General features: G+C 70.8%; 13 protein-coding genes. 10 read left to right on the plus strand and 3 right to left on the minus strand.

Annotation, left to right across the window (positions count from 1 at the left end):
- Positions 1-30: 30 nt before the first annotated feature.
- Positions 31-702, minus strand: a complete 672-nt coding sequence (locus KCH_RS31790) for a response regulator (protein WP_035868805.1) — start codon at positions 700-702, stop codon at positions 31-33.
- Positions 703-1,569: a RecB family exonuclease gene (locus KCH_RS31795; RefSeq protein WP_035868808.1), complete on the minus strand. Its 867-nt coding sequence runs from the start codon at positions 1,567-1,569 to the stop codon at positions 703-705.
- A gap of 152 nt (positions 1,570-1,721) precedes the next feature.
- Here KCH_RS31795 and KCH_RS31800 point away from each other — a divergent pair, with 152 nt between their 5' ends.
- The 3 genes from KCH_RS31800 (at position 1,722) to KCH_RS38145 (ending at position 4,709) form a co-directional block, all read left to right on the plus strand.
- Positions 1,722-2,921 (plus strand): site-2 protease family protein, encoded by a 1,200-nt coding sequence (locus KCH_RS31800; protein ID WP_035868811.1) that lies wholly within the window; start codon positions 1,722-1,724, stop codon positions 2,919-2,921.
- Between the two features lie 49 nt (positions 2,922-2,970).
- Entirely contained in the window at positions 2,971-3,933 is a 963-nt protein-coding gene (locus KCH_RS31805; RefSeq protein WP_035868814.1) for a tRNA (adenine-N1)-methyltransferase, read from the plus strand.
- Positions 3,934-4,184: 251 nt separating this feature from the next.
- Positions 4,185-4,709, plus strand: a complete 525-nt coding sequence (locus KCH_RS38145; RefSeq protein ID WP_157032276.1) for a hypothetical protein — start codon at positions 4,185-4,187, stop codon at positions 4,707-4,709.
- Between the two features lie 7 nt (positions 4,710-4,716).
- Here KCH_RS38145 and KCH_RS31815 read toward each other — a convergent pair whose 3' ends face one another.
- Positions 4,717-5,004: a ferredoxin gene (locus tag KCH_RS31815; protein ID WP_035868816.1), complete on the minus strand. Its 288-nt coding sequence runs from the start codon at positions 5,002-5,004 to the stop codon at positions 4,717-4,719.
- A gap of 225 nt (positions 5,005-5,229) precedes the next feature.
- Between KCH_RS31815 and arc the strand changes: the two genes are divergently transcribed.
- From arc to KCH_RS31850, 7 genes are all read left to right on the plus strand, one after another.
- Positions 5,230-6,996, plus strand: coding sequence for a proteasome ATPase (arc, locus tag KCH_RS31820; RefSeq protein WP_035868818.1), 1,767 nt, complete (start codon positions 5,230-5,232; stop codon positions 6,994-6,996).
- 96 nt (positions 6,997-7,092) lie between these two features.
- The gene (dop, locus tag KCH_RS31825) at positions 7,093-8,604 is read left to right on the plus strand and encodes a depupylase/deamidase Dop (RefSeq protein ID WP_084224035.1); all 1,512 of its coding nucleotides are present in this window, start codon (positions 7,093-7,095) and stop codon (positions 8,602-8,604) included.
- Positions 8,605-8,700: 96 nt separating this feature from the next.
- A complete protein-coding gene (locus tag KCH_RS31830) occupies positions 8,701-8,919 on the plus strand; it encodes a ubiquitin-like protein Pup (RefSeq protein WP_035868822.1) in 219 nt (72 codons plus the stop codon).
- A 199-nt stretch (positions 8,920-9,118) separates the two neighbouring features.
- Entirely contained in the window at positions 9,119-9,964 is an 846-nt protein-coding gene (gene prcB / locus KCH_RS31835) for a proteasome subunit beta (protein ID WP_035868824.1), read from the plus strand.
- Between the two features lie 32 nt (positions 9,965-9,996).
- On the plus strand, positions 9,997-10,746 hold the full coding sequence (gene prcA / locus KCH_RS31840; RefSeq protein ID WP_035868827.1) for a proteasome subunit alpha: 750 nt from the start codon (positions 9,997-9,999) through the stop codon (positions 10,744-10,746).
- A 97-nt stretch (positions 10,747-10,843) separates the two neighbouring features.
- Complete coding sequence (pafA, locus tag KCH_RS31845; protein ID WP_035868829.1) at positions 10,844-12,205, plus strand: Pup--protein ligase; 1,362 nt, start codon at positions 10,844-10,846, stop codon at positions 12,203-12,205.
- A gap of 78 nt (positions 12,206-12,283) precedes the next feature.
- The gene (locus KCH_RS31850; protein WP_035868830.1) at positions 12,284-13,270 is read left to right on the plus strand and encodes an FKBP-type peptidyl-prolyl cis-trans isomerase; all 987 of its coding nucleotides are present in this window, start codon (positions 12,284-12,286) and stop codon (positions 13,268-13,270) included.
- Positions 13,271-13,302 lie beyond the last annotated feature (32 nt).

The raw sequence follows: 13,302 nt of genomic DNA on the forward strand, positions 1-13,302 counted from the left end.
GTGACGGGCCGTCGGCCGCTTCCGCGGCGCCTACAGCGCGCCGGGCCGCACCAGGCCGCTCTCGTACGCGTACACCGCCGCCTGCACCCGGTCGCGCAACTGGAGCTTGGTCAGCACGTGCCCCACGTGCGTCTTCACCGTCGTCTCCGAGACGAACAGCTCCGCCGCGATCTCCGCGTTCGACAGGCCGCGGGCCACCAGCCGCAGCACCTCCACCTCACGCTCCGTCAGCACCGTCAGCGCCTGCGGCGGCGCCTCCTCGCCGGACGGCAGCTTGGTGGCGTACATGTCCAGCAGCCGGCGGGTCACCGACGGGGCCAGCATCGCCGCGCCGTCCGCCACCACCCGGATCGCCTGCACCAGCTCCTCCGCCGGGACGTCCTTCAGCAGGAAGCCGCTGGCGCCGGCGCGCAGCGCCTCCACCACGTACTCGTCCAGGTCGAAGGTGGTCAGCACCAGCACCTTCGCCGGGCCGCCGCGGTCCGGGCCGGCGATCCGGCGGGTCGCCTCCACGCCGTCCATCCGCGGCATCCGGATGTCCATCAGCACCACGTCCGGCTGCAGCGCGCGGACCTGGTCCAGCGCCTGCTGCCCGTCGCCCGCCTCACCGACCACCACCAGATCGGACTCCGCCTCCAGGATCATCCGGAAACCGGTACGGAGCAGCGGCTGGTCGTCCACCAGCAGCACACGGATCGTCACCTACGACTCCTTGCGAGGATTGGTCAGAGAGGCCAGCGGCAGCGGGTACGGCGGGGGAGTGCCGCCGAACTCCGGGCAGCTGGACTTGTGGTCGCACCAGTCGCACAGCCGGTTGCGGGTCGCCGGGAACTCACCGGAGGCCACCGCCGCCGAGATCGCCTCCCACAGCGCCTCCAACTTCCGCTCCACGGCCAGCAGATCGGCCTCGTCCGGGTCGTACGTCACGACGTCCCCGCCGCCGCCGAGATACACCAGCTGCAGGCGCTTCGGGACGACGCCCCGCCACCGCCACACCACCAGCGCGTAGAACTTCATCTGGAACATCGCCTTGCCCTCGAAGTCCCGCGAGGGCGCCCGGCCGGTCTTGTAGTCCACCAGCCGGACCTCACCGGACGGCGCGACGTCGACCCGGTCGATGTAGCCGCGCAGCAGCAGGCCCGAGGCCAGCGCGGTCTCCACGTACAGCTCCCGCTCCACCGGGTGCAGCCGGGTCGGGTCCTCCAGCCGGAACCACTTCTCCACCAGCTTCTCGGCGTCGGCCAGCCAGCCCGCCAGCTTCTCCGGCTCCGCCGGGAACAGTTCGGACAGCTCCGGCCGTTCCCCGAGCAGCCGCTCCCACTGCGGGGCCAGCAGACCCCGGGCCCGCTCGGGGGTGCGCTCCGCCGGCGGATGGTCGAACAGCCGCTCCAGCACCGCGTGCACCAGCGTCCCCCGGGTCGCCGCCGCACTCGGCGGCTCCGGCAGCCGGTCGATCACCCGCAGCCGGTACAGCAGCGGGCAGGTCATGAAGTCGCCCGCCCGGGACGGCGACAGCCCGGTCGGCGCGGCGGCCGGACGGGCGGCGGGCGTGGGGTCGGTCTGCTGCATGCCCCGACCCTATTGCACCGCACGGACAGCTCGGGCGAACGGGTCGAGAAGGTGGGTATGGGAAAGGCAGGGCGGGGTGCGCCGCCGATCCGGGGAAGAGATCACGTAGCGTACGGGGAACCAGAGGGCCGGCGGACGGTGAAGGGAGCACGGTGAACGACACCAAGGGGCGGGCACCCGGGAAACCGGACTCGCCGGACGGGGCCGAACCGCCCCGGGGCGGCATCCTGATGGGCCGCCCGTTCGGCGTGCCCGTCTACGTCACCCCGTCCTGGTTCCTGGTCGCCGCCCTGATCACCTGGGTCTTCGGCAGCCGCCTCGACGAGGTGCTGCCCGGCCTCGGCGCCACCCGCTACCTGCTCGCCTTCTCCTTCGCGGTCGCCTTCTACGGCTCCGTGCTGGTCCACGAACTCGCCCACACCGTGGTCGGCCTGCGCTACAAGCTCGGCGTGCGGCGCATCCAGCTCCAGTTCCTCGGCGGCATCTCCGAGATCGAGAAGGAGGCCGACCGGCCCTGGCGCGAGTTCTGGCTCGCCCTGGTCGGCCCGCTGCTCTCGCTCGTCCTGGCCGGCGCCTTCTGGGCCGGCCTGCGCGCCGTCGACCCCGGCACCGTCCCCGCCGTGCTGCTCGCCGGCCTGATGATCTCCAACCTGGTGGTCGCCGCCTTCAACCTGCTGCCCGGCCTCCCGCTGGACGGCGGACGGATGCTGCGCGCCGTCGTCTGGGCCGTCACCGGCAACCCCATGAAGGGCACCCTCGCCGCCGTCTGGACCGGCCGCGCCCTCGCCGTCGCCGTCGTCCTCGCGCTGCCCGTCCTCGGCTCCGCGCAGCAGCCCGAGCGCTCCACCGGCGAGGCCATGCTCGACGGCGTGCTCGCCGCCATCCTCGGCTTCATCATCTGGCAGGGCGCCGGCAACGCCCTGCGCAACGCCCGCCTCAAGGAGGTCCTGCCCGGGCTCAAGGTCCGCGACCTCGCCCGCCGCAGCATCGACGTCACCGCCGACACCCCGCTCGGCGAGGCCCTGCGCCGCGCCCACGAGGCGCACGCCGGCGCGATCGTGGTGGTCGACGGCCGCGGGGAACCCATCGCCCTGGTCAAGGAGTCCGCGGTCAGCGGCGTCCCCGAGCACCGCCGCCCCTGGATCGCCGTCTCCGCCGTCTCCCGCGACCTCGAACCCGGCCACACCCTCCCGGTCGACCTGGCCGGCGAGCAGATCCTCGAGACCATGCGCCGCGCCCCCGCCAGCGAGTACCTGGTGGTCCGCGCCGACGGCACCGTCTACGGCGTGCTCTCCCTCGCCGACCTCGAACGCCGCCTGGCGTCCGCGCTGCTCGGGCGCCCGACGGTCTGAACCGATCATGTGGTCGGGGGAGCCCTCCGGCTCCCGTAGGATGGCCCCCATGTCCGAACCGACCGGTGCCGCCCGCCGACGCGGGCCCTTCCAGGTCGGGGACCAGGTCCAGCTGACCGACCCCAAGGGCCGCCACTACACGTTCACGCTCCAGGCCGGGAACCAGTTCCACACCCACAAGGGTGCGTTCCCGCACGACGAGCTGATCGGCGCCCCCGAAGGCACGGTCGTCCGCACCACGGGAAACGTCCCGTACCTCGCGCTGCGCCCCCTGCTCCCCGACTACGTCCTCTCCATGCCCCGCGGCGCAGCCGTGATCTACCCCAAGGACGCGGGGCAGATCCTGGCCATGGCCGACATCTTCGCCGGTGCGAGGGTGGTGGAGGCGGGCGTCGGCTCCGGCGCACTCTCCACCTACCTGCTGCGCGCCGTCGGCGACACCGGCATGCTCGCCTCCTACGAGCGGCGTGAGGACTTCGCGGACATCGCCCGCGGCAACGTCGAGCGCTACTTCGGCGGCCCGCACCCCGCGTGGAAGCTGACCGTCGGCGACCTCCAGGACAACCTGGTCGAGACCGACGTCGACCGGGTCATCCTCGACATGCTCGCCCCCTGGGAGTGCCTGGACGTCGCCTCCAAGGCGCTCGTCCCCGGCGGCCTCATCTGCTGCTACGTGGCCACCACCACGCAGATGTCCCGCACCGTCGAGGCGCTGCGCGAGCACGGCACCTTCACCGAGCCGCAGGCCTGGGAGACCATGGTCCGCACCTGGCACCTCGAAGGCCTCGCCGTCCGCCCCGACCACCGCATGATCGGCCACACCGGCTTCCTGCTGACGGCCCGTCGGCTCGCCGACGGCGTGGAGCCCCCGCTCCGCCGCCGCCGCCCCGCGAAGGGCGCCTACGGCGAGGACTACGACGCCGCCGAGCCCGAGCTGACGCTCGCCGAGCGGGCCGCGGTCCGCAAGGCCCAGCGGGAGGCCGCGGCGCACGACGGCAGGGACCTGGGCTAGAGCACGACTCGCGCGAGCGGTTGGGCGCGAAGACAGGGGCGCGGGGAACTGCGCGAAGCGGAAGGCATCCATCCGCAAGATCGCGCCGCGGGCAATGACTTGCCCCCGGTCGCGGCCTTGCCGGCGGTGCATGGCCGTTCGCGCGGTTCCCCGCGCCCCTGTCTTCGCGCCCGCCGGCTCTCGCACCCCACCTGCTTCCCGGACACCTCGCCCCGTGTGCGAAGATGCCCGGACCGGAAGGGGAGTCTGTGGTGCACGCACGGTCGGGGTTGAAGCACTGGGTGCTGGTCGCGGCGGGGTGCGCCGCGGTGGTGGGCGGGGCGCTGGGGGCGACCTCCGCGACGGGGGCGGTGGTGACGGCCCGTCAGGCGGACGCCGCGCCGCCGGAGGTGGACCTGGCGAAGGTCCAACTGCCCATGGAGTGCGGGCCGTTCCCGGTGGCGGTGAGCCTGAAGGCGGCCGCGGTGGTGGACGGGAAGGCGCTCGGCGTGCTGGCCGGGCACTGCCAGGCCGACATGGGGACCCCGCCCGACGAGGTGTTCGTGGTGGAGGGCGCCGCCGGCACGCCGGTCCGGCTGCTCGCGGACCGGGACGGCTACACGCTGACCGAGCTGGCGATCCGCAGCGACGGCTCGATCCGGGGCGCGGCCCGCGGCTACTCCTCGGACGACGTGCCGCGCTTCGCGCCGGACGTCAAGGTCGAGCTGGTGTGGACGAAGTCCGCCGCCGGCGGGTGGACGAAGGCGGAGACCCGCACCCCCGCCCACACCGCCTGACGGAGGGTCAGTCGGCGTCGGGCCCGTAGACCTCGACGCCGTCCGTGGCCCGGCGGACGTGGATGCAGTCGCCGGGGCAGTCCTTCACGGAGTCAACCACGTCCTGAAGGAGCGTCAGCGGGACGGGCACCGTCTCGCCGGGCTGCTGCCGCAACTCCTCGTCCTCGCCCTTCACATAGGCGAGCCCGTCGATGTCGAGTTCGAAGACCTCGGGCGCGTACTGCGCGCAGATCCCGTCGCCGGTGCACAGATCCTGGTCGATCCAGACTTCGAGTGCCTCGCCAGTCCCCGCCATTGCCCCTGCCGTTTCTGCTCCGGTTGCCCCGCATTCGGGGACATTCCTGTCACGATACATCCGCGCTGCTTTGAACCGTTGAGGGGTGGGCATCTCCTTGTCAGAGGGGAAGCATGCAGGGCGAACATCGGACACGCCCGATCCATCTTTCTGATCTAGGGGTTTACATGACCCTGGTCCCAGGTAGGTTTGGGTCGTCCAGCTCCCCAGGAGGAGGTGAGGACCGTGGCAGCCAACGATGACGACTACGACCGCAGCGCCGGCAGGCCCGCACGGGGGTCCGACGAGGCCGCGCAGGTCTCCTACCTCGAGCAGGAGATCGCCGTCCTGCGGCGCCGGCTCGCCGATTCTCCGCGCGGCTCAAGGGTGCTTGAGGAGCGGATCGTCGAGCTGCAGACCAACCTGGCCGGTGTGACCGCCCAGAACGAGAGGCTCGTCGCCACCCTGCGCGAGGCCCGCGACCAGATCGTGGCCCTCAAGGAGGAGGTGGACCGGCTCGCCCAGCCGCCGGCCGGCTTCGGCGTCTTCCTCGAGCAGAACGAGGACGGCACGGCCGACATCTTCACCGGCGGCCGCAAGCTCCGGGTCAACGTCAGCCCCAGCGTGGAGCTGGACGAGCTGCGCCGCGGCCAGGAGGTGATGCTCAACGAGGCGCTGAACGTCGTCGAGGCGATGGAGTTCGAGCGGATCGGCGAGATCGTCACGCTCAAGGAGCTGCTGGAGGGCGGGGACCGGGCCCTGGTGGTCGGGCACACCGACGAGGAGCGGGTGGTGCGGCTCGCCGAGCCGCTGCGCGAACTGACGCTCCGCGCGGGCGACTCGCTGCTGCTGGAGCCGCGCTCCGGCTACGTGTACGAGGTGGTGCCGAAGTCCGAGGTCGAGGAACTCGTCCTCGAGGAGGTCCCGGACATCGACTACCGGCAGATCGGCGGCCTGTCCAACCAGATCGAGCAGATCCGGGACGCGGTGGAGCTGCCGTACCTGCACGCCGACCTGTTCAAGGAGTTCGAACTCCGGCCGCCCAAGGGCGTGCTGCTGTACGGCCCGCCCGGCTGCGGCAAGACGCTGATCGCCAAGGCGGTGGCCAACTCGCTGGCCAAGAAGGTCGCCGAGGTGACCGGCCGGCCGCAGGGCAAGAGCTACTTCCTGAACATCAAGGGCCCCGAGCTGCTCAACAAGTACGTGGGCGAGACCGAGCGGCAGATCCGCCTGGTCTTCCAGCGGGCCCGGGAGAAGGCGAGCGAGGGCACGCCCGTCATCGTCTTCTTCGACGAGATGGAGTCGCTGTTCCGCACCCGCGGCTCCGGCGTCAGCTCGGACGTGGAGAACACCATCGTCCCGCAGCTGCTGGCGGAGATCGACGGCGTGGAGGGCCTGGAGAACGTCATCGTCATCGGCGCCTCCAACCGCGAGGACATGATCGACCCGGCGATCCTGCGGCCCGGCCGCCTGGACGTCAAGATCAAGATCGAGCGGCCGGACGCCGAGGCGGCCAAGGACATCTTCTCCAAGTACCTCAGGGACTCGCTGCCGTTCCACCCCGACGACGTCAAGGAGCACGACGGCTCGGTGCCCGCCACCGTCGCCGCCATGATTCAGTCGGTGGTCGAGCGGATGTACTCGGAGACCGAGGAGAACCGCTTCCTGGAGGTCACCTACGCCAACGGTGACAAGGAAGTGCTGTTCTTCAAGGACTTCAACTCCGGCGCGATGATCCAGAACATCGTCGACCGGGCGAAGAAGATGGCCATCAAGGACTTCCTCGACCACGGCCAGCGCGGCCTGCGCGTCTCCCACCTGCTCGCCGCCTGCGTGGACGAGTTCAAGGAGAACGAGGACCTGCCGAACACGACCAACCCGGACGACTGGGCCCGCATCTCCGGCAAGAAGGGCGAGCGGATCGTCTTCATCCGCACCCTCGTCACCGGCAAGCAGGGCGCCGAGTCCGGTCGCTCCATCGACACTGTCGCCAACACGGGGCAGTACCTGTAGTACGCGAACCACCCCGTCCGGCTGCGGCGCTCGGCAGGGCTCCGCAGCCGGACGGCGCGTCTGCACCGGCAGTACCGACAGGGTCAGGAGGGCCGCATGACCGTACGGCGCGTGATGGGGATCGAGACCGAGTACGGCATCTCCGTGCCCGGCCACCCCAACGCCAACGCCATGCTCACCTCGTCCCAGATCGTCAACGCGTACGCGGCGGCGATGCACCGGGCGCGCCGCGCCCGCTGGGACTTCGAGGAGGAGAATCCGCTGCGCGACGCCCGGGGCTTCGACCTGGCCCGGGACGTGGCGGACGCCAGCCAGCTCACCGACGAGGACATCGGCCTGGCCAACGTCATCCTCACCAACGGCGCCCGGTTCTACGTCGACCACGCGCACCCCGAGTACTCCTCGCCCGAGGTCACCAACCCGCGGGACGCGGTGCTCTGGGACAAGGCCGGCGAGCGGATCATGGCCGAGGCCGCCGCCCGCGCGCTGGAACTGCCCAACGGGCAGCGGATCCTGCTCTACAAGAACAACACGGACAACAAGGGCGCCTCCTACGGCACCCACGAGAACTACCTGATGCAGCGGGCCACCCCGTTCGCCGACATCGTCCGCCACCTCACCCCGTTCTTCGTCTCCCGCCAGGTGGTGTGCGGGGCCGGCCGGGTCGGCCTCGGGCAGGAGGGCGGCGGGCACGGCTTCCAGATCAGCCAGCGCGCCGACTACTTCGAGGTCGAGGTCGGCCTGGAGACCACCCTCAAGCGTCCCATCATCAACACCCGCGACGAGCCGCACGCCGACGCCGAGAAGTACCGCCGGCTGCACGTCATCATCGGCGACGCCAACCTCTCCGAGATCTCCACCTACCTGAAGCTCGGCACCACCGCCCTGGTCCTGTCGATGATCGAGGACGGCTTCATCGCCGTCGACCTCGCCGTCGACCAGCCGGTCCGCACCCTGCACCGGATCTCCCACGACCCGGACCTGAAGCACCTGGTGTCGCTGCGCTCCGGGCGCAAGCTGACCGCCGTCCAGTTGCAGATGGAGTACTGCGAACTGGCCCGCAAATACGTCGAGGACCGCTACGGGCAGGACGCCGACGACCAGACCACGGACGTGCTGGCCCGCTGGGAGGACGTGCTCGGCCGGCTGGAGCGCGACCCGATGAGCCTGTCCCGGCAGCTCGACTGGGTCGCCAAGAAGGAGATCCTGGAGGGCTACCGCCAGCGCGACGCGCTGAACTGGGACAGCTCCCGGCTCCAGCTGGTCGACCTCCAGTACAGCGACGTGCGCCCCGACAAGGGCCTGTACAACCGCCTGGAGGCGCGCGGCCGGATGGAGCGCCTGCTCACCGAGGACGAGGTGCGGCGCGCCGTCTCCCAGCCGCCCGACGACACCCGCGCCTACTTCCGCGGCCGCTGCCTGGAGCAGTACGCCGACCACGTCGCCGCCGCGTCCTGGGACTCCGTCATCTTCGACCTGCCCGGGCACGACAGCCTCCAGCGGGTGCCCACCATGGAGCCGCTGCGCGGCACCCGGGCGCACGTCAAGGAACTGCTCGACCGGTGCCGCACCGCGGAGGACCTGGTGCGCGTCCTCTCCGGCGGGTAACTTTTCGATCACCACGGGTGAACATTCCCGGACGGGGAATCATCCAGGTGAGCAGCGAGCGTTGAACGAGAACACCGAGCGAGCGGGGTGAGGAAAATGGCGGAGAAGGACACCGGCGGAGGCCAGCAGCGGGCCAGCCGCTCCTCCGAGGAGGTCGAGGAGCAGGCCGCGGAAACTCAGGCCTCGGACGACCTCAAGGAGCGGCAGGAAAAGCTCAGCGACGACGTCGACGCGGTACTCGACGAAATCGACGAGGTGCTGGAATCCAACGCCGAGGATTTCGTGCGTGGATTCGTGCAGAAGGGCGGCGAGTGAGAGGGGGGACCCCCTTTCACCGGGAAAAGAGCACGGCGAGCGCCGCAGGTGTGCCCTGAGCGCGCCTGCGGCCTCGTCTTCTCCGCGGCCGGTCGCCGAAGGACGTGGCCCGTCGCCGAAGGACGTGGATCGGGCCCCCGGAGCGGGTAGGGTCCGGGGCACAACTCCAACTTTGGATCTTCGATCTGGAAGGACACGTGTGGAAGCCAACCTCAGTGGCACCGGGCGTCTACCGGCTGCCTTCCTCACCCCCGGCTCCTCGTCGTTCATCGACTTCCTCGACAGCCACGCACCGCAGCTGCTCCCCGGCCGGCGCACCCTCCCGGAGGGCCTGACCGTCGAGGCCCCGCACGGCACCACCATCGTGTCCGCGGTGTTCGACGGCGGCGTGGTGCTGGCCGGCGACCGCCGGGCCACCATGGGCAACGTCATCGCCCAGCGGGACATGGAGAAGGTCTTCCCGGCCGACGAGTACAGCGCGGTCGGCATCGCCGGCACCGCCGGCCTCGCCATCGAGATGGTGCGCCTGTTCCAGCTGGAGCTGGAGCACTACGAGAAGATCGAGGGCACCGTGCTCTCCTTCGAGGGCAAGGCCAACCGGCTCACCACGATGATCCGGTCCAACCTGGCGATGGCCATGCAGGGCCTGGCGGTGGTCCCGGTGTTCGCCGGCTACGACCTCGACCTCGGCCGCGGCCGGATCTTCACCTACGACGTCACCGGCGGCCGCTCCGAGGAGCGGGCGGGCTTCGCCGCCACCGGCTCCGGCTCGGTGTTCGCCCGCGGCGCGATGAAGAAGCTCTACCGGGAGGGGATGACCGGCGAGCAGGCCGCCACCCTCACCGTCCAGGCGCTGTACGACGCCGCCGACGACGACTCGGCGACCGGCGGCCCCGACCTGGCCCGCAAGATCTTCCCGATCGTCACGCTGATCACCGAGGACGGCTTCCGCCGCCTCACCGAGGAGGAGGTCGCCGCGATCGCGGTGTCCATCACCGACCAGCGGCGCGAGCACCCCAACGGCCCGCAGGCCCCGCTTCTCTGAGTCCGCCTCAACCACCCGAAGGGAGACCGGCGGTGTCCACGCCGTTCTACGTCTCGCCCCAGCAGGCCATGGCGGACCGCGCGGAGTACGCCCGCAAGGGCATCGCCCGCGGACGCAGCGTGGTCGTGCTCACCTACGCCGACGGCATCGTCTTCGTCGCGGAGAACACCTCGCGCGCCCTGCACAAGGTCTCGGAGATCTACGACAAGATCGCGTTCGCCGCGGTCGGCCGCTACAACGAGTTCGAGAACCTGCGGATCGGCGGCGTGCGCTACGCCGACCTGCGCGGCTACTCCTACGACCGGGCCGACGTCACCGCCCGCGGCCTGGCCAACGTGTACGCCCAGACCCTCGGCACCATCTTCTCCTCGGTCGGGGAGAAGCCCTACGAGGTCGAGCTGATCGTCGCCGAGGTCGGCCGCACCGGCGACGACGACCAGATCTACCGGCTCACCCCCGACGGCTCGGTGGTGGACGAGAAGAACGCCGTCGTGGTCGGCGGCAACGCCGACTCCATCGGCAACTACCTCGGCCAGCGCCACCGCACCGGCATGACGCTCACCGAGGCGCTCAAGCTCGCCGTCGACGGCCTGGCCCGCGACCCCAACGGCGGCAGCCCGCGCACCCTGACGCCCGAACAGCTGGAGGTCGCCGTCCTCGACCGCCAGCGGCTCCAGCAGCGCAAGTTCAAGCGCATCCTGGGCGGCCAGCTGTCCCGGCTGCTCAGCGGCGACGAGAGCGCCGCCACCGACGAGGACGACGGCGCCGCCGACACCGAATGACCGCCCCCGGCGGCCCGCCCCCTGCCGGGCGGGCCGCCTGACGATCCATCACCGCACGAGGGGTTTCACGGAGCTTCCCACAGAGAAGAGTCGCCATATGGACCGCCGAATTTTCGGGCTCGAGAACGAGTACGGCGTCACCTGCACGTTCCGGGGGCAGCGCCGCCTGTCGCCGGACGAGGTCGCCCGCTACCTCTTCCGCCGTGTCGTCTCCTGGGGCCGCAGCAGCAACGTCTTCCTGAAGAACGGCGCCCGCCTCTACCTCGACGTCGGCTCCCACCCCGAGTACGCGACCCCCGAGTGCGACGACGTGGTGGAGCTGGTCACCCACGACAAGTCCGGCGAGCGGATCCTCGAGGGCCTGCTGGTGGACGCCGAGCGGCGGCTGCACGAGGAGGGCATCGCCGGCGACGTCTACCTGTTCAAGAACAACACCGACTCGGCCGGCAACTCCTACGGCTGCCACGAGAACTACCTGGTCGCCCGGCACGGCGAGTTCTCCCGCCTGGCGGACGTGCTGATCCCGTTCCTGGTGACGCGTCAGCTGATCTGCGGCGCCGGCAAGGTGCTGCAGACCCCGCGCGGCGCCGTCTACTGCGTCAGCCAGCGCGCCGAGCACATCTGGGAGGGCGTCAGCTCCGCCACCACCCGCTCCCGCCCGATCATCAACACCCGTGACGAGCCGCACGCCGACGCCGAGCGCTACCGGCGGCTGCACGTCATCGTCGGCGACTCCAACATGTCGGAGACCACCACGCTGCTCAAGGTCGGCGCCACCGACCTGGTGCTGCGCCTGATCGAGGCCGGCGTGGTGATGCGCGACCTGACGCTGGAGAACCCGATCCGGGCGATCCGCGAGGTCAGCCACGACCTGACGGGCACCCACCAGGTCCGGCTGGCCAACGGCCGGGAGGCCAGCGCCCTGGAGATCCAGGAGGAGTACTACACCAAGGCGCTCGAGTTCGCCGACCGCAAGGGCCTCAACGAGGGCACCGTGGCCCGCGTCCTCGACCTGTGGGGCCGCACCCTGGAGGCGGTGCGCACCGAGGACCTCGGCAAGGTCGGCACCGAGATCGACTGGATCATGAAGTACCAGCTGATCGAGAAGTACCGGGCCAAGCACCAGATGACGATGTCCAACCCGCGGGTTGCCCAGATCGACCTCGCCTACCACGACATCCACCGCCGCCGCGGCCTGTTCTACCTGCTGCAGAAGAACGGCCAGGCCCAGCGCGTCACCACCGACCTGCTGACCTTCCAGGGCAAGTCGGTGCCCCCGCAGACCACCCGGGCCCGGCTGCGCGGCGACTTCATCCGGCGCGCCCAGGAGCAGCGCCGCGACTTCACCGTCGACTGGGTGCACCTGAAGCTGAACGACCAGGCGCAGCGCACCGTGCTGTGCAAGGACCCGTTCCGTTCGGTCGACGAGCGGGTGGAGAAGCTGATCGCCGGCATGTGACGCAGTCGGTGACGGTCCGTCGGGGGCACGCCCGAGTGCCTCCGACGGACCGGACGAATCGGGCCATACGCTGACCTCATGCGTCGAATCGCCTGCCTGCTCTCCGTCCCCCTCGCCGCCGTGCTGCTGACCGCGTGCGGCAGCGACTCCGGCAAGTCCGCCGGGGCGACGCCCTCGGCGACCGCCTCGCCGGTGGAGGTGCCGAGCCCGGTGGCCTCCGCCTCGCCGATGCCGACGATCAGCGGCGACTTCGGGTCGAAGGCGACGATCACGCTGCCCGCCGAGAAGCCCAGCGGCCAGTTCGTGGTGAGCACCGAGAGCGAGGGCTCGGGGGCGACGGTCAACAAGAACGACTGGGTGACCGTCAACTACACCGCCAAGGACTGGACCAGCGGCAAGGACCTGACCAGCTCCTACGACTCCGGCGGCAAGCCGCAGCTGTACCAGGCGGGCAGCGGGCAGCTGGTGCCGGCGTTCGACGTCAGCGTGCAGGGCAAGAAGGTCGGCAGCCGGCTGGTGGTGGTCGCCCCGCCGTCCGCCGGGTTCGGCGCCCAGGGGTCGACGGCGCTGGGCGTCGGCAAGGACGACACGGTGGTGTTCGTGCTGGACATCGTGCAGTCGGTGCCGCAGGACTCCACCGTCTCCGGGCAGGTCACCGCGCCGCCCGCGAACGCCCCCCAGGTGAAGGACAACGGCAAGGCCGCGCCGACCATCACGATCCCGTCCGGCGAGCAGCCGCCCACCGACCTCCAGCAGTACGTGCTGGTCAAGGGCGACGGCCCGGAGGTGAAGTCCGGTCAGACCCTGGTGGTCCAGTACACCGGCGTGACCTGGGCCGACGGCAAGCAGTTCGACTCCTCGTGGAACCACGGCGGGGCGCAGGCGCTGCAGGTCGGCACCGGCAGCCTGATCAAGGGCTGGGACATGGGCCTGGTCGGCAAGAGCGTCGGCAGCCGGGTGATGCTGGTCGTCCCGCCGTCGCTGGGCTACGGCGACAAGGCCAGCGGATCGATCCCGCCGAACTCCACCCTGGTGTTCGTGATCGACATCCTGGAAGCTGTCTGACCACCACCTGACAACGGGGCCCGGACCGGACT

Origin of the sequence: Kitasatospora cheerisanensis KCTC 2395 (assembly GCF_000696185.1) — a bacterium.
GTDB classification, from domain to species: domain Bacteria; phylum Actinomycetota; class Actinomycetes; order Streptomycetales; family Streptomycetaceae; genus Kitasatospora; species Kitasatospora cheerisanensis.